21 protein-coding genes are annotated in these 23,338 nt (G+C 67.2%); 6 read left to right on the forward strand and 15 right to left on the reverse strand.

What is annotated here, in order from left to right:
- The first annotated feature begins 97 nt into the window (after positions 1-97).
- Together ACIP1U_RS09215 and ACIP1U_RS09220 are read left to right on the forward strand one after the other, a co-directional pair.
- Positions 98-1,321, forward strand: coding sequence for a serine hydrolase domain-containing protein (locus ACIP1U_RS09215; protein ID WP_400314148.1), 1,224 nt, complete (start codon positions 98-100; stop codon positions 1,319-1,321).
- A 20-nt stretch (positions 1,322-1,341) separates the two neighbouring features.
- The gene (locus tag ACIP1U_RS09220) at positions 1,342-2,547 is read left to right on the forward strand and encodes an MFS transporter (RefSeq protein ID WP_400314403.1); all 1,206 of its coding nucleotides are present in this window, start codon (positions 1,342-1,344) and stop codon (positions 2,545-2,547) included.
- 39 nt (positions 2,548-2,586) lie between these two features.
- On the opposite strand, the gene ACIP1U_RS09225 is transcribed toward ACIP1U_RS09220, so the two are convergent.
- On the reverse strand, positions 2,587-3,441 hold the full coding sequence (locus tag ACIP1U_RS09225) for a ferritin-like domain-containing protein (RefSeq protein WP_400314150.1): 855 nt from the start codon (positions 3,439-3,441) through the stop codon (positions 2,587-2,589).
- A 162-nt stretch (positions 3,442-3,603) separates the two neighbouring features.
- Between ACIP1U_RS09225 and ACIP1U_RS09230 the strand changes: the two genes are divergently transcribed.
- From ACIP1U_RS09230 to ACIP1U_RS09240, 3 genes are all read left to right on the forward strand, one after another.
- A complete protein-coding gene (locus ACIP1U_RS09230; protein WP_063238435.1) occupies positions 3,604-4,128 on the forward strand; it encodes a gamma carbonic anhydrase family protein in 525 nt (174 codons plus the stop codon).
- Between the two features lie 48 nt (positions 4,129-4,176).
- The gene (locus tag ACIP1U_RS09235) at positions 4,177-5,178 is read left to right on the forward strand and encodes an Hsp33 family molecular chaperone HslO (protein ID WP_400314152.1); all 1,002 of its coding nucleotides are present in this window, start codon (positions 4,177-4,179) and stop codon (positions 5,176-5,178) included.
- Between the two features lie 117 nt (positions 5,179-5,295).
- Positions 5,296-5,727 (forward strand): hypothetical protein, encoded by a 432-nt coding sequence (locus ACIP1U_RS09240; RefSeq protein WP_400314154.1) that lies wholly within the window; start codon positions 5,296-5,298, stop codon positions 5,725-5,727.
- Between the two features lie 48 nt (positions 5,728-5,775).
- Here the strand turns inward: ACIP1U_RS09240 and ftsB are convergent, their stop codons facing one another.
- The 12 genes from ftsB to edd form a co-directional block, all read right to left on the reverse strand.
- Entirely contained in the window at positions 5,776-6,117 is a 342-nt protein-coding gene (ftsB, locus tag ACIP1U_RS09245; protein ID WP_029046895.1) for a cell division protein FtsB, read from the reverse strand.
- A 168-nt stretch (positions 6,118-6,285) separates the two neighbouring features.
- The gene (eno, locus tag ACIP1U_RS09250; protein ID WP_209757015.1) at positions 6,286-7,575 is read right to left on the reverse strand and encodes a phosphopyruvate hydratase; all 1,290 of its coding nucleotides are present in this window, start codon (positions 7,573-7,575) and stop codon (positions 6,286-6,288) included.
- 88 nt (positions 7,576-7,663) lie between these two features.
- Complete coding sequence (locus ACIP1U_RS09255) at positions 7,664-7,957, reverse strand: DUF1330 domain-containing protein (RefSeq protein WP_400314156.1); 294 nt, start codon at positions 7,955-7,957, stop codon at positions 7,664-7,666.
- Between the two features lie 92 nt (positions 7,958-8,049).
- Positions 8,050-8,919 (reverse strand): 3-deoxy-8-phosphooctulonate synthase, encoded by an 870-nt coding sequence (kdsA, locus tag ACIP1U_RS09260; protein WP_400314157.1) that lies wholly within the window; start codon positions 8,917-8,919, stop codon positions 8,050-8,052.
- Positions 8,920-8,946: 27 nt separating this feature from the next.
- A complete protein-coding gene (locus ACIP1U_RS09265) occupies positions 8,947-10,599 on the reverse strand; it encodes a CTP synthase (RefSeq protein ID WP_400314158.1) in 1,653 nt (550 codons plus the stop codon).
- Between the two features lie 162 nt (positions 10,600-10,761).
- Positions 10,762-11,568, reverse strand: coding sequence for an alpha/beta fold hydrolase (locus tag ACIP1U_RS09270; protein ID WP_400314159.1), 807 nt, complete (start codon positions 11,566-11,568; stop codon positions 10,762-10,764).
- 14 nt (positions 11,569-11,582) lie between these two features.
- Positions 11,583-12,404, reverse strand: a complete 822-nt coding sequence (locus ACIP1U_RS09275) for a peptidase (RefSeq protein ID WP_116386765.1) — start codon at positions 12,402-12,404, stop codon at positions 11,583-11,585.
- A 131-nt stretch (positions 12,405-12,535) separates the two neighbouring features.
- Positions 12,536-13,381: a transglutaminase N-terminal domain-containing protein gene (locus ACIP1U_RS09280; protein ID WP_400314160.1), complete on the reverse strand. Its 846-nt coding sequence runs from the start codon at positions 13,379-13,381 to the stop codon at positions 12,536-12,538.
- Positions 13,382-13,437: 56 nt separating this feature from the next.
- Positions 13,438-14,391: an alpha-E domain-containing protein gene (locus tag ACIP1U_RS09285; RefSeq protein WP_400314161.1), complete on the reverse strand. Its 954-nt coding sequence runs from the start codon at positions 14,389-14,391 to the stop codon at positions 13,438-13,440.
- A 64-nt stretch (positions 14,392-14,455) separates the two neighbouring features.
- Positions 14,456-15,931, reverse strand: coding sequence for a circularly permuted type 2 ATP-grasp protein (locus tag ACIP1U_RS09290; RefSeq protein ID WP_400314162.1), 1,476 nt, complete (start codon positions 15,929-15,931; stop codon positions 14,456-14,458).
- 312 nt (positions 15,932-16,243) lie between these two features.
- The gene (locus tag ACIP1U_RS09295; protein ID WP_400314164.1) at positions 16,244-16,729 is read right to left on the reverse strand and encodes a gluconokinase; all 486 of its coding nucleotides are present in this window, start codon (positions 16,727-16,729) and stop codon (positions 16,244-16,246) included.
- 150 nt (positions 16,730-16,879) lie between these two features.
- Positions 16,880-18,775, reverse strand: coding sequence for a phosphogluconate dehydratase (edd, locus tag ACIP1U_RS09300; RefSeq protein WP_400314166.1), 1,896 nt, complete (start codon positions 18,773-18,775; stop codon positions 16,880-16,882).
- 257 nt (positions 18,776-19,032) lie between these two features.
- On the opposite strand from edd, the gene ACIP1U_RS09305 reads away from it, so the two are divergent.
- Complete coding sequence (locus ACIP1U_RS09305) at positions 19,033-19,983, forward strand: MurR/RpiR family transcriptional regulator (protein WP_400314167.1); 951 nt, start codon at positions 19,033-19,035, stop codon at positions 19,981-19,983.
- On the opposite strand, the gene ACIP1U_RS09310 is transcribed toward ACIP1U_RS09305, so the two are convergent.
- Together ACIP1U_RS09310 and ACIP1U_RS09315 are read right to left on the reverse strand one after the other, a co-directional pair.
- Positions 19,980-22,412 (reverse strand): DNA internalization-related competence protein ComEC/Rec2, encoded by a 2,433-nt coding sequence (locus tag ACIP1U_RS09310; RefSeq protein WP_400314168.1) that lies wholly within the window; start codon positions 22,410-22,412, stop codon positions 19,980-19,982. The two genes, ACIP1U_RS09305 and ACIP1U_RS09310, sit on opposite strands and share 4 nt — an antisense overlap.
- Before the next feature lie 71 nt (positions 22,413-22,483).
- Positions 22,484-23,335, reverse strand: a complete 852-nt coding sequence (locus ACIP1U_RS09315) for a TatD family hydrolase (RefSeq protein WP_400314170.1) — start codon at positions 23,333-23,335, stop codon at positions 22,484-22,486.
- Positions 23,336-23,338 lie beyond the last annotated feature (3 nt).

A 23,338-nucleotide genomic window follows, 5' to 3' on the forward strand; every position in this document is an offset into this window, starting at 1 on the left:
ACACAAAGTTCCGGAGAAAAAGGAACTGTAGCCCACTTTTTCATTAATGGTGGGTTCCTTATCGTGGGCAGGTCACTTATCGAAAAAGGAATCCGCTGTGTCACTCCCCGCGATTGCATCACGCCCGGATGCGTCCCCTGCATCCCCCGCGTCCCTGAATGCGCGTATCGACGCCGTTATCCGGCAGGCGCTGGACCAGCAGCGACTGGTCGGCGCCGTCGTGCTGGTCAGCTGTGACGGCGTACTGGTCCACCAGAAGGCGGCTGGCCTGACCGACCGGGAAAACGGGCGGCCGATGGCGCTGGATGCCGTCTTCCGCCTGGCTTCCGTGAGCAAGCCCATCGTTTCCGTGGCCGCGCTGGTGCTGGTGGCACAGGGCCGGCTTGACCTTGACCAGGGCATCGACCATTGGCTGCCGGAATTCCGCCCGAGCCTGGTTGATGACCGACCGGCACGGATCACGGCGCGGCAACTGCTCAGCCATACCGCCGGGCTGGGCTATCGCTTCTTCGAGTCCGGCGAAGACGGACCCTATGCCCGCGCCGGCGTCTCCGACGGCATGGACGAGGCCACCATCAGCCTGGCCGAGAACCTGCGGCGCATCGCCAGCGTGCCCTTGCTGTACGAACCCGGCAACGCGTGGGGCTACTCGCTCGCGACCGACGTGCTGGGCGCGCTGATCGAGCGCATCCATGGCACGCCGCTGGACACCGCCGTGCGACAACTGGTCACCGGCCCGCTGGGCATGGCCGACACCGGCTTCGTGGCACGCGATGCGCATCGCGTGCCGACCCCATATGTGAATGACAGCCCTCGCCCGCACCGCCTGCGCGAAGGCGAAACCGTGCCTGTGGTAGAAGGCACGGTCGGCATTCCCTACAGCCCTGCCCGCATCTTCAATGCGCGGGCCTTCCCCTCCGGCGGCGCGGGCATGGCGGGCACCGCACAAGACTTCCTGCGACTGCTGGAGACCTTGCGCCAGGGCGGCGGCGCATTGCTGCCATCCGCTCTGGTCGACGACATGGCGCGCGACCAGACCGGTGGCCAGGATCTGCCCGATGCGCCGGGAACCGGCTTCGGGCTGGGCTTCTCGGTGCTGCGCGACCCGCGCCTGGCGGGTTCCCCGGAATCCGCCGGCACCTGGCGCTGGGGCGGCGCCTACGGCCACGCCTGGTTCGTCGACCGCAGCCAGGGACTTAGCGTGGTGGCGTTCACCAACACGCTGTACGAGGGCATGTCCGGCCGCTTCGTCACCGACCTGCGCGACGCGGTCTATGGCGTCGGCCCAACTACCGTGCAGTCATCCACACGCAACGCATGACCCATTCCCAAGGCGCCAACATGACCATAGCCACCAACACGCTTGCGAACGATGCACACCTGGGCGCGCAGCCTGCACGGCTACCGCTTCCGGCACTGCTTGCGCTTGCCGTCGCAGGCTTCATCACCGTCCTGACCGAGGCCTTGCCGGCAGGGCTCCTGCCGCAGATCGGCGCGGGCCTTGCCATCTCCGAGCCGCTTGCCGGCCAGCTCGTCACCATCTACGCCTTCGGTTCGCTGGTCGCCGCCATTCCACTGACAGCCGCCACGCAAGGCCTGCGGCGGCGACCGCTGCTGTTGCTTGCCATCGCGGGTTTCGCCATCGCCAACGCGGTGACGGCCGCATCCGGCAGCTATACGCTGACCATGGCTGCGCGCTTTCTCGCCGGCGTATCCGCCGGGCTGCTGTGGGCGCTGCTCGCCGGCTATGCCGCACGCATGGTTCCCGATCACATGAAAGGGCGGGCCATTGCCGTCGCGATGGTGGGCATCCCCCTTGCCTTGTCGCTGGGTGTGCCATCCGGGACATTCCTCGGTGCGATCATGGGTTGGCGCACGTGCTTCGGCATCATGAGCGTAATGACGCTGGGCCTGATCGCCTGGGTACGGGCCAGCGTGCCGGATTTCGCCGGCCAGCCCGCCAGCCAGCGCCTGCCGGTCGCGCGCGTGCTCACCATGCCGGGGGTGCGCCCCGTCCTCTTCGTGACGCTAGCCTTCGTGCTGGCGCACAACATCCTCTACACCTATATCGCGCCGTTCCTGCGTGAAGGAAATGCCGGGGCACGGCTTGATCTTGTCCTGCTTGTGTTTGGCGTGGCCTCGCTCGCCGGCATCTGGATCACCGGCATGCTGATCGACAACTGGCTGCGGGCACTGACGCTGGCCAGCACGCTGATGTTCGGGCTTTCGGTGCTGGCGCTTGGGGTCGGGGGCGAGCACCCTGCCGTGATCTATGCCGCGGCCGGAATCTGGGGCCTGGGCTTTGGCGGTGTCGCCACGCTGTTCCAGACTGCGCTGGCGAAGACCGCCGGCAACTCCGCAGACGTGGCCCAGTCGATGCTGGTCACGGCATGGAACCTCGCCATTGCTGGCGGCGGTGTCATCGGCGGGGTGCTGCTCGATGGGTTCGGGATCGGCGCCTTCCCGCCCGTGCTGGCGGCCTTGCTCACGGCAACCTGGCTGGCGGCCTGGTCGGCGCGCAAGCATGGTTTCCCGCCGCGCGGATGATCCCCGCCAGTGCCGGGCGCGGGCCCGGCTCAACCAGGCTCAACCGGCCGAGGCCTCCAGCCAGGCCAGTTCGTCCTCGTCAAAACCAGCCGCGCGGCGGGCTTCCAGGTTGAACGGTCCGCGCAGCTTCGGCGCGCGGTACTGCTCGGCCAGCTGCGCGTAGGTGGCAACGGGGTCCAGCCCGCGCTGCGCGCACAGCCAGCGGTACCAGTGGTTGCCGATGGCCACGTGGCCGACCTCATCGCGCAGGATGAGGTCGATGATGGCTGCGGCGGCATGGTCGCCGGCACCCGCCAGCCTCGCACGCACCGGCGGCGAGGCATCGAGCCCGCGCGCCTCGAGCGTGCGCGGCACCAGGGCCATGCGCGCCAGCACATCGCCAGCGGTCTTGTCGGTCATCTCCCACAGGCTGTTGTGGGCCGGGAAATCGCCGTAGGCCGCGTCCAGCGTGCCGAGGTGGTCGGCCAGCAGCGTGAAATGCAGCGCCTCTTCGTCGGCCACGCGCAGCCAGTCGCGGTAGTAGCCGGGCGGCATGCCGGCAAAGCGCCAGGCCGCGTCCAGCGCCAGGTTGATGGCGTTGAACTCGATATGGCACAGCGCATGGATCATCGCCGCGCGACCGGCGGCGGTATGCAGCGAGCGGCGCCGCTCCACGGCTTGCGGCGCCACCAGCGGCGGCCGCGCGGGGCGGCCGGGAATGGCCTGGGCGGCATCGGCCTGAATCGCCTCGCCAGCGGCCAATGCCTCATCCGGCAGCAACATCGCCAGGCGATAAAGTGCGCGCGCCGCCGTGGCCTTCTCTCGGGCGTCCGTCATGCACAGCACCGCCAGCGCCTGGTGGCGCGGCGAAAGTGACGAATCAGGCGAAGCGGCGGCGGGTGTTTTTTCTGGCATGGGCGTAAAATCCGGTCTGCCGCCATTGTAGGGCCTCGCCGGCACCCGACTGCCGTGCAAGCGGCGCAATCCCGTGGCGCCTCGCGCCCGCATCCCGCCCTGGCCCTTTAAAGTCCGGCGGCAACCCCCACTTCAACATATGCCTTTCGTGCAGGAGACCTCATGGCGCTTTACCAGCTCGGCGACGTCAAGCCCAATATCGACAGCGAAGCCTACGTGGCCCCGGAAGCCACCGTCATCGGCAACGTGACCCTCAAGTCCCGCGCCAGCGCCTGGCCCGGTGTCGTGATCCGCGGCGACAACGAGCCGATCGTGGTGGGCCATGACACCAATATCCAGGAGGGCTCGGTGCTGCACACCGACCCGGGCTGCCCGCTGACCCTGGGCGACAAGGTCTCGATCGGCCACCAGGCCATGCTGCACGGTTGCACTGTCGGCGAAGGCTCGCTGATCGGCATCCAGGCCGTGGTGCTGAACCGTGCCGTGATCGGCAAGGAATGCCTGGTCGGCGCGGGCGCCGTGGTCACCGAGGGCAAGGTCTTTCCGGACCGCTCGCTGATCCTGGGCGCGCCGGCCAAGGTGGTGCGGCAGCTGACCGACGAGGACGTCGCCAACCTGTACCGCAACGCCGAAACCTACGCCTCGCGGCAGGCCATGTACAAGCAACAGCTCAAGCGGATCGGCTGAACCCGGCCGGCGCCGCGGCGGCATCCATCGCATTACTCGACAGACAACGTGACCCAGACTACCCCCACCACCCCCGACACCCTGCAAAAGTTCCTGTTCGACGCCGCTCCCGTGCGCGGCGAACTGGTGCGCATGGAGGCCACCTGGCAGGAAGTGCTGGGCCGCCACAGCTACCCCACGCCGGTGCGCCGGCTGCTGGGCGAGATGATGGCCGCCGCGGCACTGCTGTCGGCCAACCTGAAGTTCAATGGCGCGCTGGTGATGCAGCTGCACGGCGATGGCCCGGTGCGGATGCTGGTGGTGGAATGCCTGTCCGACCTGTCGATGCGTGCCACCGCCAAGCTGGCCGAAGGCGCGGAGATTGCCGGCGACGCCACGCTGGCCGACCTGGTCCATGCGCACGGCCACGGCCGCTTTGCCATCACGCTCGACCCGAAGGACAAGCTGCCGGGACAGCAGCCGTACCAGGGCATCGTGCCGCTGGCGGACGAGCACGGCCCGCTGCCGTCGATCAGCGCGGTGCTGGAGCACTACATGAAGGCCTCCGAGCAGCTCGACACGCGCCTGTGGCTGGCCGCCGACGACCGCGTGGCCGCCGGCATGCTGCTGCAGAAGCTGCCTTCCTACGGCGGCACTGCCGACGTTGGCGAGACCGGCGCACCGCTGGCCAGCCATGCCAAGGCCCAGGACCTGGATACCTGGGATCGCGCGGTGCAGCTGGGCAACACGCTCAAGACCGAAGAACTGCTGGCCGAGGCGCCCGAGACGCTGCTGCGCCGCCTGTTCTGGGAAGACCTGCAGGACGCCGGCCTGCGCGTGTTCGAGCCGATCACGCCGCATTTCCATTGCTCGTGCTCGCGCCCCAAGGTAGCGGGCATGCTGCAGTCGCTGGGGCGGGAAGAGATCGAGGGCATCATCGCCGAGCGCGGCAACGTGGAGATCCATTGCGATTTCTGCGGCCAGCGCTATGAGTTCGACCCGGTCGACTGCGCCCAGCTGTTCTCGGCCACGCACATCGCCACCGGGGCTGGCGCGCACCAGCACCACTGAGGCGGCGTTCCACGGCTTGCTCCGTGGCGGCAACCGGAGCGGCGTAACGGAAACATCCGGCGCGCCGCCCTGTCCAACGGCTGTACGATCGCTGTACTCGCGAGACCGAGAACCGCCATGTCCGCCGAAGCCTCCCGCCCCTTACCCGAATCCAGCGCCACGACAGCGGCCGCCACGCGCGGCCAGCTGCGTGGCGCTTTTGCCTTGGCCGCGGCAGGCGCCCTGCTGCTGGCCGCCGGCTGCGCGCAGATCCCGCGCGACGCCAACGGCTCGCCCCCGACGGCGCGGCTCGCCCCGAACACCATGCCGCCGGCCCGGCTGACGCCCGAAGCTCGCCAAAAGCTCGATGCCTTGAACCAGGAGGTGCTGCGAGAACAGGCTGACGCCATTGCTCGGCAGCAACAGGCCGAGGCCTATGCGCGTGCGGCATATGCCTATCCCAATACCAGCTGGAATCTGTTTTACGGAGGATGGGGAGGCGGCCACTGGGGTGGCGGCGTCAGCGTGGGAATGCCCGGCTACTGGGGCGGCTATCCGTACTGGTGGTGACGGCCAGGGTGCCGCCGGCAGGAAACAGATTGGTCAGTGAGAACGTGGTCAGTGTCCGCCGCGACCGGCGACGGAATTCGCCGGCGGCGGCAGCGGCGGCGTAGCGCTGACCTTTGGCGCCGGTGCCACGAACTGCACGAACACCTCGCCTTCCCTCACCATGCCCAGCTCATAGCGGGCACGTTCCTCGATTGCGCCGGTGCCGTCCTGCAGGTCGGCAACTTCCCCTTCCAGCTTGGCGTTACGCAGCTTGAGCGTCTGGTTGCGGGTACCTTGCTCGGTCAGCTGCCGGTTCAGGTCCCAGACGCGCAGCCAGCCACCCTTGCCCAGCCAGAGCGGATACTGGACCGCGAGCAGCAGCACGAACAACAGCAGCGAAATCAGACGCATGAAAGGTTGCGGACGAGAAATTCCGCACAATGATCTGCGAAGTCAGCCCGGAAGGCAATTGCCAGGCAGATTTCGATACAAAAACGGCGGTGGCCGGATGTTATCCGTGCCACCGCCCTTTTACAGCCACTTCGTCACGCCCGCACTGACGGGCGCGACGGGCAAGGATCAGCGCAGATTGTAGAACGCGCCCTTGCCCGGATAGCTGGCGATATCGCCGAGGTCTTCCTCGATCCGCAGCAGCTGGTTGTACTTGGCCATGCGGTCCGAGCGCGACAGCGAGCCGGTCTTGATCTGACCGGCGTTGGTGCCCACGGCGATGTCGGCAATGGTGCTGTCTTCGGTTTCGCCCGAACGATGCGAGATCACGGCGGTATAGCCGGCGCGCTTGGCCATCTCGATGGCGGCGAACGTTTCGGTCAGGGTGCCGATCTGGTTGATCTTGATCAGGATCGAGTTGCCGATGCCCTTCTCGATGCCTTCCTTCAGGATCTTGGTGTTGGTGACGAACAGGTCGTCCCCCACCAGTTGCACGCGCTTGCCCAGCTTGTCGGTCAGCGTCTTCCAGCCGTCCCAGTCGCCTTCGGCCATGCCGTCCTCGATCGAGACGATCGGGAACTTGTCGCACAGGTTGGCCAGGTAGTCGGCGAACTGGGTCGACGACAGCTTGAGGCCTTCGCCCTCCAGCTGGTACACGCCTTCGCCTTCGTGGTAGAACTCGCTGGCGGCGCAGTCCAGCGCCAGCAGCACGTCTTCACCGGCGCGGTAGCCGGCCTTCTCGATGGCTTGCACGATGGTGTTCAGGCACTCCTCATTGGACGAGAAGTTCGGGGCGAAGCCGCCCTCGTCGCCCACCGCGGTGGACATGCCCTTGTCAGCCAGGATCTTCTTCAGCGCGTGGAAGATTTCGGCGCCGCAACGCAGCGCTTCGCGGAAGCTGGTCTGCGACACCGGCATGACCATGAATTCCTGGATGTCCAGGCTGTTGTTGGCGTGCGCGCCGCCGTTGACGATGTTCATCATCGGCACCGGCAGTTGCATCGCGCCCGAACCGCCGAAGTAGCGGTACAGCGGCAGGCCGGCTTCCTCGGCGGCGGCCTTGGCCACGGCCATCGACACGGCCAGCATCGCGTTGGCGCCCAGGCGGCCCTTGTTCTCGGTGCCGTCGAGGTCGATCAGGGTGCGGTCCAGGAAGGCCTGCTCGGAGGCGTCCAGGCCCATGATGGCTTCGGAGATTTCGGTATTGATGTGCTCGACGGCCTTCAGCACGCCCTTGCCCAGGTAACGCGACTTGTCGCCGTCACGCAGTTCAATGGCTTCGCGCGAACCGGTCGACGCGCCCGACGGCACCGCCGCACGGCCCATTACGCCGGATTCCAGCAGCACGTCGCATTCGACGGTGGGGTTGCCGCGCGAGTCGAGAACCTCGCGACCGATGATATCTACGATTGCACTCATGAATTCCTCTCTGACTGTTGATTCTTGCTGCTGCTGATTACTTCAACCTGTGCCCGTGTCAGGCGCATGTCAAACTGCCCGACAACCCTCAGGCAGCGCCTTCCACCACGATCATGTTCATCTTTGCCGCATGCTCGCGCGCCTTGCGGGCGGCGCGATAGGCTTCGCCGTCGTGGAACGACTTGGCGGCTTCATAGCTGGGGAATTTCAGCACCACGACGCGGGTCGGCGCCCACTCGCCCTCCAGCGGCTCGGTCTTGCCGCCGCGCACCAGCACCTCGGCACCATGGATCTGCATGGCCTGGCTCGAGAGCACTTTGTATTCTTCATACTGCTGGGGGTCGGTCACGTCGACGTAGGCGATGATATAGCCCGCGGCCATGGAGAATCTCCCGATTTTTTGTATTGTCTTTCGATATGGTTTGTCACCACCGGCGCCCGGGATAGGCGCGGTGGTGACAAGCCCTGGCCTGCTCAGGCGCAGGCCGGCCAGCCGAAGTTGTCTTCCAGGAAGCCGGCGCGCTTGACCAGCGTGTCGAGTTCCTTGAGCACGGCCAGCAGTTCCTTCATGCGCGACAGCGGCACCGCATTGGGGCCGTCGGACATCGCCTTGTTCGGGTCCGGATGCGTTTCCATGAACAGACCCGCCACGCCGGTGGCGACGGCCGCACGCGACAGCACCGGCACGAACTCGCGCTGGCCGCCGGAGCTGGTGCCCTGGCCGCCCGGCAGTTGCACCGAATGGGTGGCATCGAACACCACCGGGGCACCCGTCTCGCGCATGATCGCCAGCGAACGCATGTCGGACACGAGGTTGTTGTAGCCGAACGAGACGCCGCGTTCGCAGGCCATGAAGACGTCATCCGGCAGGCCGGCGTCGCGCGCAGCGTCGCGGGCCTTGTCGATCACGTTCTTCATGTCGCCCGGCGCCAGGAACTGGCCCTTCTTGATGTTCACCGGCTTGCCGCTCTGGGCGCAGGCGCGGATGAAATCGGTCTGGCGACACAGGAAGGCCGGTGTCTGCAGCACGTCCACCACGGCGGCGACGGGCTTGATCTCGTCGATCTCGTGGATGTCGGTCAGCACCGGCACGCCGACCTCGCGCTTGACGGTCGCCAGGATCTCCAGCCCCTTCTCCATCCCCAGGCCGCGGAATGACTTGCCGGAAGAACGGTTGGCCTTGTCGAACGACGACTTGTAGATGAACGGGATACCCAGTTCGGCAGTGATGGCCTTGAGCTCGCCGGCAGTATCCAGCGCCATTTGCTCGGACTCGATCACGCACGGACCGGCGATCAGGAAGAACGGCTTGTCGAGGCCGACCTCGAATCCACAGAGTTTCATGACAGACTCCTCTCTTGCCGCCTGGCCTCAGGCACCCTTGCGCTGCTGGCTGGCCAGCGCGGCTTCGACGTAGGCCTTGAACAGCGGATGGCCGTCACGCGGCGTCGAGGTGAATTCCGGGTGGAACTGCACGCCGACGAACCACGGGTGCATCGGCTCCGGCAGTTCCATCATTTCCGGCAGGTTCTCGGTCGGGGTTCGGGCCGAGATCACCATGCCGGCGTTTTCCAGCGTCGGCACGTAGTGGTTGTTGACCTCGTAGCGGTGGCGGTGGCGCTCGTTGACCTCGGCGCCGTAGATGGCGTTGGCCTTGGTGCCGTCCTTGACCGGCACGCGCTGCGCGCCCAGGCGCATGGTGCCGCCCAGGTCGGAATCGGCCGAGCGCTGCTCGACCTTGCCTTCGCGGTCGACCCACTCGGTGATCAGCGCGACCACCGGGTGTTCGGTTTCGAGGTTGAATTCGGTCGAGTTGGCGTCAGCCATATTGGCCACGTGGCGGGCAAACTCGATCACGGCCAGCTGCATGCCCAGGCAGATGCCCAGGTACGGCACCTTGTTTTCGCGGGCGTACTGGATCGCGCGAATCTTGCCTTCCGTGCCGCGCTTGCCGAAGCCGCCCGGCACCAGGATGGCGTCGAGCGGCGCCAGCACTTCGAGGTGGCCCGATTCCAGTTCCTCGGAATCGATGTACTCGATGTTGACGCGCGTGGCGGTGTGCATGCCGGCGTGGCGCAGCGCCTCGATCAGCGACTTGTACGACTCGGTCAGGTCGACGTACTTGCCGACCATGCCGATGGTGATATCGTGCTCGGGATTTTCCTGGGCGTTGACCAGCTTCTGCCACATCGCCAGGTCGGCCGGCTTCGGGTCCAGGCGCAGTTCCTCGCAGATCAGGCGGTCGAGGCCCTGCTCGTTGAGCATCTGCGGGATCTTGTAGATACTGTCCGCATCCCACACCGAGATCACGGCGTCTTGCGGGATATTGGCGAACAGCGAAATCTTGGCGCGCTCGTCGTCCGGGATCGGGCGGTCGGCGCGGCACAGCAGCGCGGTCGGCGAGATGCCGATTTCACGCAGCTTCTGCACCGAGTGCTGGGTCGGCTTGGTCTTCAGCTCGCCGGCGCTGGCAATGAACGGCACCAGCGTCAGGTGCACGAAGGCAGCGTGGTTGCGTCCCATGCGCAGGCTCATCTGGCGCGCGGCTTCCAGGAACGGCAGCGATTCGATGTCACCCACGGTACCGCCGATTTCCACCAGCGCCACGTCGGCCTTGCCGTCGTGCGAGGCAGCGGCGCCGCGCTCGATGAAGGCCTGGATCTCGTTGGTGATATGCGGAATCACCTGCACGGTCTTGCCGAGGTACTCGCCGCGGCGCTCCTTGCGGATCACCGATTCGTAGATCTGGCCGGTGGTGAAGTTGTTCGACTTGCGCATCTTGGCCGAGACGAAACGCTCGTAGTGGCCGAGATCGAGGTAGGTTTCCGCACCGTCTTCCGTAACAAACACCTCGCCATGCTGGAAGGGGCTCATCGTGCCGGGATCGACGTTGATGAAGGGATCGAGCTTGAGGAGGGTGACTTTGAGGCCGCGCGACTCAAGAATGGCCGCGAGCGAGGCAGCAGCGATGCCCTTGCCGAGAGAAGAGACGACGCCACCGGTGACGAAGACGAATTTAGTCATAAACCGAGCTTGCCGGGGAAATCGGGATTATACATGAGAGCCCGATCCGCGCCGACCCGGAAATTGTGACAACCCCGAGCGCCAGCGCCGGTGCGCGCGTGGCTTGCCGGGGCCTTCCAGCCCCCGGCAACAAGGGCTGCGGCGCATGCGCCGCATGCCCGTTCAGCGTTCGTCGCGGCGCATCGCTGCGATCAGGTCGCGCACCAGTTGCGCCGTTTCCTGCGGCCGCTCCATGGGGTACAAATGGCCGCCCTCGATAAAGCGCAGGTTTTCGCCCACCAGCCTGCGGGTCGCCGCGAGGCCGCACTGGCGTACCTCGCGCGAGCGCGTACCGGCGACAAAGCCAACCGGCACTGGCGCGCCCCGCCTGAGCTTGCGTCCCAGGCTGGTCGGCAGCGTGCGGTAGATCCAGTACTCGACCTCGCGGTCGAAGCGCAGCCGGCGCTCGCTGTCCTTGCCGGTCGGCTCGGTGCCGTGGAACGCATAGTCGCGCAGCACCTCCTGATCCCACACGGCGAAGTTCGGCTTGCTGCGGAAGTGCTGCCACACAGCCTCCGCGTCGGGCCAGTGCGTACGCCGGTTCTTGGTCACAGCCGCCGGACCGGGCTTTTCATCCATGCCAAGCGCCTGCGCCGTCTTCAGCAGCGAAGCGCGCCAGCCGGCAATGATCGGGGAATCCAGCATCACCACGCCTCGCACCCATTCGGGCCGGCGCAGCGCCGCCATCATCGACAGGAAACCGCCCAGCGAATGGCCCACCAGCCAGACCGGTTCCCGGTACTGGCGCCCCACTTCCTCGAGCAGTTCTTCCACCAGGTGCGGCCAGCCGCGCGTGACCGGAAACTGTGGCCGGTGGCCATAACGGTCCACGGCGCGGAACTCGAATTCGCCGTCCAGTTCGCCAAACAGCTTGCGGTACGTCGTGACCGGAAAGCCATTGGCATGCGAAAAATGGATGATCTCGCGCATCGACGCCCCGCCCCTCATTCCTGGGTGCGCGAGGGATTGCGCCTGGCCCGCACGGGCTGCCCCCAGCAGTCGCCCTCGCCGCTGCGCGCGAGCGGGAAATCGGCCTGCTGGGCCGGATCCCATTCTGGATTATGGATTTCGCCAAACACCTGCCGCAGCCGGTGGCCCCAGGTATCGCGGATCATGCGGAAATAGGCGTTGCGTTCATCGATATTGACGAACCGGGTCACGCGCAGCGAATCCGCCTCGTAGACCAGCAGATCCAGCGGCAAACCCACCGAAATATTCGACTTCAGCGTCGAATCCATCGAGATCAGCGCGCATTTCGCGCCTTCTGCCAGCGGCAACGAAGGATGCACGACGCGGTCGATGATGGGCTTGCCGTACTTGGCCTCGCCGATCTGGAAGTAACAGTTTTCCGGTGTGGCTTCGACGAAGTTGCCGGCGGCATAGATGTTGAACAGCCGCACCCGCTCGCCGCGGACCTGGCCGCCGAAGATCAGGCTGACATTGAATTCGATGCCGGCATCGCGCAGGGCGTGCGCGTCGCGCTTGTGCACCTGGCGCACAGCGTCGCCGACGATGGACGCGGCTTCAAACATGTCGCGCGCATTCCACAACGAGCGCTTGTCGTCGTGGTTCTCCGCCAGAATCTGGCGCACTGACTGGCTGATGGCTAGGTTGCCAGCCGTCATCAGTACCATCACGCGGTCGCCGGGCTCTTCGAACACCGTCATTTTGCGTGCCGTCGAGATGGCGTCTACTCCGGCGTTGGTGCGGGAGTCGGACAGGAATACCAGGCCGGCGTCGAGCCGCATGGCTACACAATACGTCATGGTCTTGTTCTGGTGTTCTTGTGGGACGGCCGGGAGTGGCCGGCCGGAGGCCTGCATTAACGGATTCTAGCGCCGCTGCCGCATGTCGGTGCCGGTTCTGGAATGTGGCACCTAATTGGCGCGACCGGGAATTAGGCCGGGTCGGCAAGCGGCGTGATCAAAACATTGACTTCGAGCGTCTCCCCGGCACCGCCCTCCAGGATGCCCCGGACCGGTGCAGCGGACTGATAGTCGCGCCCCACGGCAAGGCGGACATGGCGCTCGTCAGTGAGGCAGCCGTGGGTGATGTCGACGCTGCACCAGATCTCGCGTTGCGGGTCCAGGCAAACGTCGGCCCACGCATGGCTGGCCAGTTCGGTGGCGGCGGGATCGTAGAAGTAGCCGCTCACATAGCGCGCCGGGATGCCGAGCGCGCGGCACGCCGCCACCATCACCTGCGCCTGGTCCTGGCACACGCCGCTGCCCAGGCCGAACGCCTCGGCGGCCGAAGTTCCGACATCGGTGGTGTTGGGCTTGTAGCGCACGCGTTCGCCGATGGCCTGGGCCAGTGCCAGCAGCGCGGGAATCTCGTGGCCCGAGGCCAGGAACGGCGCGGCGAAGGCCTGCATCTCGCGCGGCGCCGTGGTCAGCGGCGTGCTGCCGAGGAAGTACAGCGGCGACACGCGCGATTCGCCGGCCGGCGGCGCATCGCAGAAGGCATGGTGGCCGTCGCGGTCAAGGTCGCCATGCGGCGGCAGCACTTCCACTTCGCCGCTGGCTTCAATAGCGATGGTTTCCGCCGGGCCCGCCACGGTGAAGTTGTGCACGATGTTGCCGAAGCCGTCGCGCGCCGCCGACGGGTTGCCCGGCGTGCTCAGTTGCCAGCTGTGCACGGTCTGCAGCGGGCCCGAGCGCGGCTCAAGCCGCAGTTCGTGCACGCTGCGGCGCACGGGCTCGGCATAGCGGTAGACAGTGTGGTGATGGATCTTGTATTTCACGGTATCAGGGCGCGGCGCGGCGGCGGCAGCACATGGTCGCCACCGGCGTGCCCATGTCAGGCCGCCTGCAGCGGCACCAGGAAATCCCGGCTGATGCCATTGCCGAGATCGCCGATGCGCTCCAGGAAGCTGGTCAGGTACGCGTGCAAGCCGACGGCAAAGATATCGTCGATGCGCGCGTACTTCAGGTCGGCGTGGAGTTTACCAGCCTGCCGCTCGGTCTCCGCCGACTGCTGGTTGCGCACCATGGCCAGGATCGTCACTACCTCGTCCATGCTCGACACCAGCGAGCGCGGCATGTCGGGGCGCAGCACCAGCAGTTCGGCCACGCGCTGCGGCGTGACCACCGCGCGGTAGACCTTGCGGTAGACCTCGAAGCCGGACACCGAGCGCAGCACCGCTGCCCAGTGGTAGAAGTCGTTCTGCTCGCGGTTGGCATCGCCGTTGTCGCTGCCCGAGGCCTGGAACTTGACGTCGAGGATCCGCGCGGTATTGTCGGCGCGCTCCAGGAAGGTGCCCAGCCGCATGAAGTGGAAGGCATCATCCTTGAGCATGGTGCCGAACTGCACGCCACGAGCCAAATGCGAGCGGAACTTGACCCATTCAAAGAAGCGCGACGGGTCTTCCCTGAGCATCCCGTCGGCGATCATGCGCTGCACGTCGAGCCAGGTGGTGTTGACGGTTTCCCAGACTTCGGTGGTCAGTGAGCCGCGCACCGCGCGCGCGTTCTCGCGGGCCGCGCGCAGGCAGCTCATGATCGACGACACATTGGTCATGTCGCGGACCATGAAATCGATCACGTCGTCGCGCGACAGCAAGCCGTACTTGTGGTCGAAGGCGTGCGTCAGCTCCGAGATATCCAGCATGGCCCACCAGCCCTGCTCGGCCACCTCGGCCGATTGCGGCAGCAGCGAGGTCTGGTAGTTGACGTCGAGCATGCGCGCGGTGTTTTCCGCGCGCTCGGTGTAGCGGGCCATCCAGAACAGGTGGTCGGCGGTACGGCTCAGCATGTGGGCTCTCCTCGCAAGGCAGCGGGGTTGTTGCCGGTCTCGGTCGCGTGATGGGCTGTCGTCGTCATCGTTCGAGCACCCAGGTGTCCTTGGTGCCGCCCCCCTGCGAGGAATTGACCACCAGCGAACCTTCGCGCAGCGCCACGCGCGTCAGCCCGCCGGGCACCATGCGCACCTCCTTGCCCGACAGCACGAACGGGCGCAAATCGATATGGCGCGGCGCGATGCCCGATTCCACATAAGTCGGGCAGGTCGACAGCGCCAGAGTCGGCTGTGCGATGTACTGCTCGGGCCTGGCCTTGACCACCTCGCGGAAGGCATCGATCTCGGCGCGCGTCGCGGCCGGTCCCACCAGCATGCCGTAGCCGCCGGCGCCGTGGGTTTCCTTGACCACCAGCTCGTGCATATGCTCGAGCACGTATTGCAGGTCGTCGGGGCGCCGGCACATATACGTGGGCACGTTGCTGAGGATGACCTCCTCGCCGAGGTAGAAGCGGATCATGTCGGGCACGTACGGATAGATCGACTTGTCGTCCGCCACGCCGGTGCCGATCGCATTGCAAATGGTCACGTTGCCGGCACGGTAGACCGACAGCAGCCCGGCCGCGCCAAGCGCGGAATCGTGCCGGAACACCAGCGGGTCGAGGAAGTCATCGTCGACGCGCCGGTAGATCACGTCGATGCGCTGCGGCCCCTGCGTGGTGCGCATGAACAGGTGGTCGTCCTCGACGAACAGGTCGCTGCCTTCGACCAGTTCCACGCCCATCTGCTGCGCCAGGAAGGCGTGCTCGAAGTACGCCGAGTTGTACATGCCCGGGGTCAGCACCACCACCGTGGGATCGGCGATCGCCTGCGGCGATACACCGCGCAGCATGTCGAGCAGCAGGTCCGGATAGTGGGCCACCGGCGCGACGCGGTTGCGCGCGAACAGGTCCGGGAACAGCCGCATCATCATCTTGCGGTTTTCCAGCATGTACGACACGCCCGAGGGCACGCGCAGGTTGTCCTCCAGCACGTAGAACTCGCCCTCGCCGGCACGCACCACGTCGATACCGGCGACATGCGCATAGATGTCGTGCGGCACGCTGACGCCGAGCATCTCGGGCCGGTACTGGGCGTTGTTGTAGATCTGGTCGGGCGGGATCACGCCGGCGCGGATGATGTCCTGGCCGTGGTAGATGTCGTGGATGAACCGGTTCAACGCGGCCACGCGCTGGCGCAGGCCTTTTTCCAGCAGCGCCCACTCGCTGGCCGGGAAGATGCGCGGGATCACGTCGAACGGGATGGTGCGCTCGGTGCCGCTGTTGGCTTCATCCTTGTCGCCATAGACGGCAAAGGTAATGCCCACGCGCCGGAAGATCAGGTCCGCCTCGGCCCGCTTGTTGTCCATGGTGCTGCCGGACTGCCGCGCCAGCCAATCTGCGAAATGCCGGTAATGCGGGCGTACCGCCCCGTCGGGCAATGCCTGCCCTGCCTGGATGACCGTGGGCGCCCCGTCGGCGCGCCAGTCCAGCATCTCGTCGAAAAACCGCCCCGCCATGATGGCCGTTCCTCCATATAGTGGGCGTCGGGTGCTGCCACTTGCCCGCATCCGGCCGCCCTGGTTTGACCTGGCTGTCCTGCCACAAGCCCACCGCGCGTTGTTCGGGATGGTCTCCGATGGCTTTGGCGCGGCGATGCTGTCGAGTCACTGGCCCTTTCAGCATACCTGTACCGGAGAAAGCCGCAAGCGGGCGATTCGTGGCCGGCACGGAAAGTGAACTAGCAAGATGTCTGCCAGCGCACGCAAAAACGGCCGCCAGCGGGGCTGACGGCCGTCATGGAATGGAGCGGACGAGCGCGGACGAAAAACTCAGCGCGCGGGAGCCTGCAGGATGCTGTCCACCAGGACTTCGGGCGGCTGGCGGATATCGAGTTCCAGCGCGTCGCGCGGCGCTTCCAGCGTATCGAACTGGCTCTGCAGCAGTTCGGGGTTGAAGAAGTGGTCGGTGCGGGCGGACAGGCGCCCGGCGATCAGTGCGGCATCGCCCTTCATGTGGACGAAGGTCACGCCGCCGTCGGGAGGCGTCAGACGGTCGCGGTACGCCTGGCGCAGGGCCGAGCAGGTGAACACGTGGGTCCGGCCTTCGGCGCGCGCCGTGTCGATGGCGGCGCGCATCGCCGCCAGCCAGGGCCAGCGGTCTTCGTCGGTCAGCGGGATGCCCGCGTGCATCTTGGCCTTGTTGGCCTCGCTGTGGAATTCGTCCGCGTCATGGAAGCCGCAGCCCAGGCGCTGCGCCAGCAGCTGGCCGACCGTGGTCTTGCCGCTGCCGGAAACGCCCATCAGGATATAGATCATGTCTGCTCCGTCGGTCTTGGTATCGTGTTGCTGTGTTGCTGTGTTGCTGTGTTGCTGTCTTGCTTTCGGGTTGGAGTCGCTGCCTGCGGCCCGCTCCCGTCGTTGCCGCGCCGGCGCCAACGGCGGGCTGAGTGAGGCTAGTAAGTGAGGCTATTGTGCGACGGTTTGCGCCGCCACGGCAGCCGCGGATGCGCCTGGCGCGGCGTCGGCATCCGCTTCGGACAGATCGAGTGCGCTGCCCCCCTCTTCCGCGATGCGCGCGTGACGCCGGAACGAGCCGAACAGCCCGCGCCCGAGGCTGAACCGGGCAAAATCGTCGGCCGGGGCCGGCGCCAGCTCGCGCGCCGCGAACTCGCCCTCGTCGCCCAGCCATTGCAGCACGCCGGCCACCGCGTCGACGCGGATGCGGTCGCCGTCGCGCACGCGGGCGAGCGCGCCGCCAGCCAGTGCCTCAGGGCCGACGTGGATCACCGCAGGCACCTTGCCCGATGCGCCCGACATGCGGCCGTCGGTCACCAGCGCCACCTTGTGGCCGGCGTCCTGCAGCGCGCCCAGTACCGGCGTCAGACGGTGCAGTTCGGGCATGCCGTTGGCGTTCGGACCCTGGAAGCGGACCACGGCGACCAGGTCGCCGTTCAGTTCGCCGGCCTCGAACGCCGCTTGCAGCGCTTCCTGCGCATCGAAGACGCGCACCGGCGCTTCGACTACGCGGTGCTCAGGCGCCACGGCCGAGACCTTGATCACACCGCGGCCCAGGTTGCCCTGCATCAGCCGCAGCCCTCCTTCGGGCGAGAACGGCGTCGCGGCGCTGGCAACGACCTGGGCGTCGCCGCTTGCCTTCGCCCCTTCGCGCCATTGCAGGACGCCATCGCTCATCACCGGTTCCTGCGTGTAACGTGCCAGGCCCGGGCCCGCGACGGTCTGCACGTCCTCGTGCAGCAGCCCGGCCTGCAGCAGCTCGCGGATGATCAGCCCGGCGCCGCCGGCGGCATGGAAGTGGTTGACGTCGGCGGAGCCGTTCGGATACACCCGCGCCAGCAGCGGCGTGATGCGCGACAGGTGGTCGAAGTCGTCCCAGTCGATGATGATGCCGGCCGCGCGCGCCATCGCCACCAGGTGGATGGTGTGGTTGGTGGAACCGCCCGTCGCCAGCAGGCCGACCATGGCATTGGCCACGGCGCGCTCGTCGACGATGCGCGCCAGCGGCAGATATTCGCTGCCGCGCGCGCTCAGTGCGATCGCGCGCTGAGCCGCCGCGGCCGTCAGCGCGTCGCGCAGGCCGCTGTCCGGGTGTACGAAGGCCGCGCCGGGCAGGTGCAGGCCCATGATTTCCATCAGGAACTGGTTGCTGTTGGCGGTGCCGTAAAAGGTGCAGGTTCCGGCGCCGTGGTAGGCCTGGCATTCGGCCTCGAGCAGCGCATCGCGGCCGACCTGCCCGGTGGCGTAAAGCTGGCGCACGCGCGCCTTCTCCTTGTTGGACAGGCCGGTGGCCATCGGGCCCGCCGGCACGAACACGACCGGCAGGTGGCCGAACTGCAGCGCGCCCATCAGCAGGCCCGGCACGATCTTGTCGCACACGCCCAGCATCAGCGCCGCATCGAAGGTGTTATGCGACAAGGCGATAGCCGTGCCCATGGCAATCGCATCGCGCGAGAACAGGGACAACTCCATGCCCGCATTGCCCTGCGTGATGCCATCGCACATCGCCGGCACGCCACCCGCCACCTGCGCCACGGCCCCGACCGCGCGCGCGGCTTCGCGGATCACGCCGGGGTAGCGCTCATAGGGCTGGTGGGCCGACAGCATGTCGTTGTACGCGCTCACGATGCCGAGGTTGGGCGCATGGTCAACGCGCAGCTTCAGCTTGTCGTTGGCTGGCAACGCGGCGAAGCCGTGCGCCAGATTGGCGCAGGACATGCCGCGCAGCGGTCCCAGTTCGGCTTGCGCGCGCTCGCATCGCGCGAGGTAGGCGGCACGGCTGGCGCGGCTGCGGGCAACGATGCGTTCAGTGACGGCCAACAACTCGGCATGGACGGCAATAGGCATGGCGGAGACGTTCCTTTTGTCGGGGTGTAGCACCAAAGCGGCGCGATCGCGTGTAGATTTTCTACATTATTACCGATAGCAATGCCGCCGTCGACTGGACCATGCATCACAATGGCGCCAGAACCTGCTGAGATTCCCGGGTTACGGGCAAACCCTGACAGCCAGGCATGCACGATTCCGGGCATGATGCCGCGCCAACGGATGTAGAATATCTACATTCAAAGAATCCCGAACCAACCTGATATCCGCCCGCCGCCATGCGCGACCGAATCCTTGCCGTCTACGACACGCTCCGCCCATCCGAACGCCGACTGGCGGACTACGTCGCCGAGCACGGCGCCGCCGTGATCCGCCTGTCGATGCCCGAACTGGCCGAGCGCGCAGGCGTGTCGCAGCCCACCATCGCACGGTTCTGCGCCGCGCTGGGCTACGATGGTTTCCGCGAGTTCAAGCTGCAGTTCGCACAGAACGTTGGCGGCGGCATGCCCTTCGTGCACCAGGACGTTGAGGCTCACGATCGTCCCGCCGACATCGCCGGCAAGGTGTTCGACCGCACCATCGCCACGCTGATGAGCGTGCGCAACGCGCTGTCGGCCGATCAGATCGAACACGGCATCCACCTGCTGGCCCGCGCCCGCCGCATCGAGTTCTATGGCTGCGGCAACTCCGGCATCGTCGCCCTCGACATCCAGCACAAGTTCTTCCGCCTCGGCATCCCGACCGTCGCCTATTCCGACCCGCATGTATTCAGCATGTCCGCAGCACTGCTCGGCGCCGGCGACGTGGCGGTACTGGTGTCCAACAGCGGCCGCACCTGGGACATGCTGACCGCCGCCACGCTGGCGCGCAGCAGCGGCGCCAGCGTGCTGGCGATCACCCACAGCGGCTCGCCGCTGGCCAAGCTGGCCGACATCTGCGTGTTCTCCGACGTCGAAGAAGACAGCGAGGTCTATACGCCGATGACCTCCCGCATCAGCCACCTCGTGCTTGGCGACGTGCTGGCCGCAGGCGTGGCGCTGGAGCGCGCGGAATCGGTCGCCGCCGGCCTCCAGCGCGCCAAGGCCCACCTGCGCGAGCGCCGCATCGCGGGCGCCGAACCGGCACGCACGCTGCCGCCTGCCCGAGGCCGCGCCACGGCCCAGCCGGATTCCGGGGACACGCAGCCTCCCCCGGCGGCCACCCGCGCGCGACGCCGCAAGCCCCGCTAGCGCGGCGCATCCGTCCGGGCGCGCCAATAGCGCGGCTCGGCTTGCCGAAACACCGACAGCGCATAACCCGCCGGCGCAGTGGCCATGGTCACCGCGCCGGTTTCGTCAGTGCGGTAGCGCGCGATGCCGGCGCGCCCGTAGCGTTCCCACACGTCGGCACGCGGGTGGCGGTAGCGGTTGGCATAGCCAAGCTGGAATACCGCTGCCTGGGGCCGCACCGCCTCCAGCCAAGCCGCACCGGACGACGTGCCGCTGCCGTGGTGCGCCGCCACCATGACGTCGGCACGCAGCGCCTCCGGCGGCAACCTGTCTATCATCGCCCGCTCCTCGGCCACGCCGATATCGCCCGTCAGCAGCAGGCGATGCCGCGCGGTTGCCACCAGCAACACACAGCTGCGGGCATTGCTGGCGATCGCCGTCCGTTGCGATTGCGATGGCAGCGGATGCAGCACCGTGAAATGTACGCCTTCCCAGTCCCATTGCTGCCCGGCCGCGCACGGCGCCCAGCCAGATGGCGCCGGCCCGAGCAGGGCATGGTCCGGTGGCGCGCCGGTACTGCGTGCCGCAATGCTCACCGCCGCTTCCACGTCCGCCACACCGCCGGCATGGTCGGCGTCTTCATGGCTGACCATCAGGTGGTCGAGCCGGCCGAGGCCCAGGCCACGCAGCAGTGGCACTACCACCTGCGCACCCGCGCTGGCGCCCGATGCATAGCCAGGCCCCGCGTCGTACAGCAACGCATGCGCGCGCGTCTGCACCAGCACCGCGGTTCCCTGCCCCACATCGAGCATCACCGCGCGGAACTCGCCATGCGCCACTGGCGGCCCGCGCGCTAAAAGCAGCGGCAGCACCAGCAGGCCGCCGTGCAGGCGCACCACGGCGCTGGCCGGCGGCGCCAGCAACAGCGCAATGCCGAGCCCGGCCAGCAGCAACGGCAACGGGCCCGAGCCCGGCGCTTCCCACATGGCCCAAGGCAGGCCGGAAAGCCAGCCCAGCAGCGCCGCCAGCCACACCATCGCCTGGTGCGCGACGGCCAGCAATGGCACGGCCAGCCTGGCCGGCACGGCGGCTGCAGTCAGCGACAGCGGCGTCACCAGCAGGCTGACCACTGGAATGGCGACCGCATTGGCCAGCGGCGACACCACCGACACCTGCTGGAACATCAGCAGCGTCAGCGGCACCAACCCGGCCGTCACCGCCCATTGCGTGCGCGCAGCGGCGGCAAGCGCGGATCGCAAGCGTTGCCAGCGGCCTTCCGGCGAACGGCCGCGTTCGGACCGGGCAGCGTAGAAGATCACGGCCACCGCGCCGAAAGACAGCCAGAAACCGGGCGACATCACTGCCCACGGATCCAGCAGCAATGCCGCCAGCGCGGCCGAGGCCAGTACCACCGAGGCCGGCGGCGCGCGCGCGCCCCATACCGCCACCGCGGCTATGCTCAGCATCGCCACGGTGCGCAATGCCGGGATCTGCATACCGGCCAGCAGCCCATACACCAGCGCGCTGGCCACCGCCGCCGCCAGCGCCGCGTGCCTGGCCGGGAGCCATAGCGGCAACGGGCGGCGCAGCCTGCGCCCGAGCCCGAACGAATGCCGCCACAGCATCCCGGCGAGCGACCCCGCCATGCCCGCAATCATGGTGATGTGCAAACCGGAAATACTGACCAGGTGGCTGATGCCGGTACGCCGGAACAGTTGCCAGTCCTCCGTATCGATGCCGCGCTGGTCGCCGATCACCAGCGCGATCAGCACTGGGCCATAGCGCGCATCGGCCGGCAGCGCCGCGCGCAGGTGATCGCGCACGGCCGCGCGCCACGCTTCGATGCGCCATGCGAGCCGTTCCCGAGTTGCTTCCTGCGGCGGACCATGTGCGCGTCGTACGTAGCCTGTCGCGCCATAGCCCTGCGCCAGCAGCCAGTAGGCATAGTCGAAGCCGAAGGGATTGGCCAGTCCGCGTGGGCGCCGCAGGCGTATGGTCAGGGTGTAGCGCTGGCCGGGGTACAGGTCAGGCGGCGCGTCGCGCCAGTGGAGAAGCAACCGGCCAGGTAAATTCGCCCCCGGTTCATCCGGCCCATCCGGCATGGCGCGCTCGACGGCCAAGGCAAAGCGGACGCCGCCCGCTGATTCGGACGGCAATCCGGAAACCACACCCTGCACATCGAGATCGCGCGATTCAAGCGGGACAGGCAACCAGTCGCGCAAGCGCATGTCGGCGCGCCATGCCGCCCAGCAGATCGCGGCGCCAAAGGCCAGGACGGCCAGCACAAGGGCTCGCCACGCGGGATGCAGACGCCTGCCACACACCAGCATTGCAATGCCAGCCAGCGCCAGTCCGGCGGCGGCCATGCGCACGACGTCCTGACGCGGCAGCGTTGCCTGCTGCTGCAGCACCCAGCATCCCGCGACGAACGCCAACACGAACACGCGCACGGCACCTCCCCGGCTGATTGCACACAGCCAGAGTTGTAACCGCGCGACGCAGCGGAAAGCTTGTCAGGTTGTCAGGATGTCGTGGAAGTTGTGTGTCCGGCCGGTGCCATGGATTCGGCGAAGGCCGCCAGCCGCGGCAGTGCCTCGACGGCGTTGCGCCAGGTGGCCTGCGCCAGCGACGCGGCATCCAGGCCGCGCAGTTCGCCTAGCACGCGCGCCACGCCGGCGACTTCGGCGGGGGTATTGCGCACCTTGTGCTGCTCGCCGAACTGGTCATCGGAATGCCACGCCGGTGCGATATCGGGCGCGTCGGTTTCCAGCACCAGCGCCTCCAGCGGCATGTCCGCAGCCAGCCGGCGGATCTGGCGCGCGCGGCTGAAGGTCAGGTTGCCGCCGAAGCCGAGCTTGAAACCTTGCTCGACAAAGCGCCGCGCCTGCTCATGGCTGCCGTTGAACGCATGGGCAATGCCGCGCTTCACGCCCAGCTTGCGCAACTGAGCGCCGACCTGGTCCTGCGACTTGCGCACATGCAGCAGCACCGGCAGGTCGAATTCGCGTGCGATCTTCAGCTGCTCGGCATAGAGCCAGGTCTGGTGACTACCATCGAGACCGGCGACAAAGAAGTCGAGCCCGATCTCGCCGATGCCGACGAAGCGAGGATCGCCCATGCTGGCCGCGACCTCGCGCCGGAGCGCATCGATATCGGCCTGCCCTGTACCGGGCGAACAGAGCGGATGGATGCCGAGTGCGTAGACACAGCGCGAGTCCTCGTGCGCCAGCGTGCGCACCGCCTCGAAATTCCACACCGCCACCGCCGGCACGACGATGCCGCGTACGCCGGCGGCCTCGGCCGCGTCGGCGACCTGGCGCCGGTCAGCGTCGAACTCGCGCGCGTCGAGATGGCAGTGGGTGTCGATCCACATGGT

The organism is Cupriavidus sp. NPDC089707 (assembly GCF_044748965.1).
Lineage (GTDB): Bacteria > Pseudomonadota > Gammaproteobacteria > Burkholderiales > Burkholderiaceae > Cupriavidus.

What these genes read in the sequence shown, in the direction of transcription:
- ACIP1U_RS09220 (WP_400314403.1), top strand. Translation starts at nt 1,342, where the DNA reads ATGACCATAGCCACCAACACGCTTGCGAACGATGCACACCTGGGCGCG.
- ACIP1U_RS09225 (WP_400314150.1), bottom strand. Translation starts at nt 3,441, where the DNA reads ATGCCAGAAAAAACACCCGCCGCCGCTTCGCCTGATTCGTCACTTTCG.
- ACIP1U_RS09230 (WP_063238435.1), top strand. Translation starts at nt 3,604, where the DNA reads ATGGCGCTTTACCAGCTCGGCGACGTCAAGCCCAATATCGACAGCGAA.
- ACIP1U_RS09240 (WP_400314154.1), top strand. Translation starts at nt 5,296, where the DNA reads ATGTCCGCCGAAGCCTCCCGCCCCTTACCCGAATCCAGCGCCACGACA.
- ftsB (WP_029046895.1), bottom strand. Translation starts at nt 6,117, where the DNA reads ATGCGTCTGATTTCGCTGCTGTTGTTCGTGCTGCTGCTCGCGGTCCAG.
- eno (WP_209757015.1), bottom strand. Translation starts at nt 7,575, where the DNA reads ATGAGTGCAATCGTAGATATCATCGGTCGCGAGGTTCTCGACTCGCGC.
- ACIP1U_RS09255 (WP_400314156.1), bottom strand. Translation starts at nt 7,957, where the DNA reads ATGGCCGCGGGCTATATCATCGCCTACGTCGACGTGACCGACCCCCAG.
- kdsA (WP_400314157.1), bottom strand. Translation starts at nt 8,919, where the DNA reads ATGAAACTCTGTGGATTCGAGGTCGGCCTCGACAAGCCGTTCTTCCTG.
- ACIP1U_RS09265 (WP_400314158.1), bottom strand. Translation starts at nt 10,599, where the DNA reads ATGACTAAATTCGTCTTCGTCACCGGTGGCGTCGTCTCTTCTCTCGGC.
- ACIP1U_RS09270 (WP_400314159.1), bottom strand. Translation starts at nt 11,568, where the DNA reads ATGCGCGAGATCATCCATTTTTCGCATGCCAATGGCTTTCCGGTCACG.
- ACIP1U_RS09275 (WP_116386765.1), bottom strand. Translation starts at nt 12,404, where the DNA reads ATGACGTATTGTGTAGCCATGCGGCTCGACGCCGGCCTGGTATTCCTG.
- ACIP1U_RS09285 (WP_400314161.1), bottom strand. Translation starts at nt 14,391, where the DNA reads ATGCTGAGCCGTACCGCCGACCACCTGTTCTGGATGGCCCGCTACACC.
- ACIP1U_RS09290 (WP_400314162.1), bottom strand. Translation starts at nt 15,931, where the DNA reads ATGGCGGGGCGGTTTTTCGACGAGATGCTGGACTGGCGCGCCGACGGG.
- ACIP1U_RS09295 (WP_400314164.1), bottom strand. Translation starts at nt 16,729, where the DNA reads ATGATCTATATCCTGATGGGCGTTTCCGGCAGCGGCAAGACCACGGTC.
- edd (WP_400314166.1), bottom strand. Translation starts at nt 18,775, where the DNA reads ATGCCTATTGCCGTCCATGCCGAGTTGTTGGCCGTCACTGAACGCATC.
- ACIP1U_RS09305 (WP_400314167.1), top strand. Translation starts at nt 19,033, where the DNA reads ATGCGCGACCGAATCCTTGCCGTCTACGACACGCTCCGCCCATCCGAA.
- ACIP1U_RS09315 (WP_400314170.1), bottom strand. Translation starts at nt 23,335, where the DNA reads ATGTGGATCGACACCCACTGCCATCTCGACGCGCGCGAGTTCGACGCT.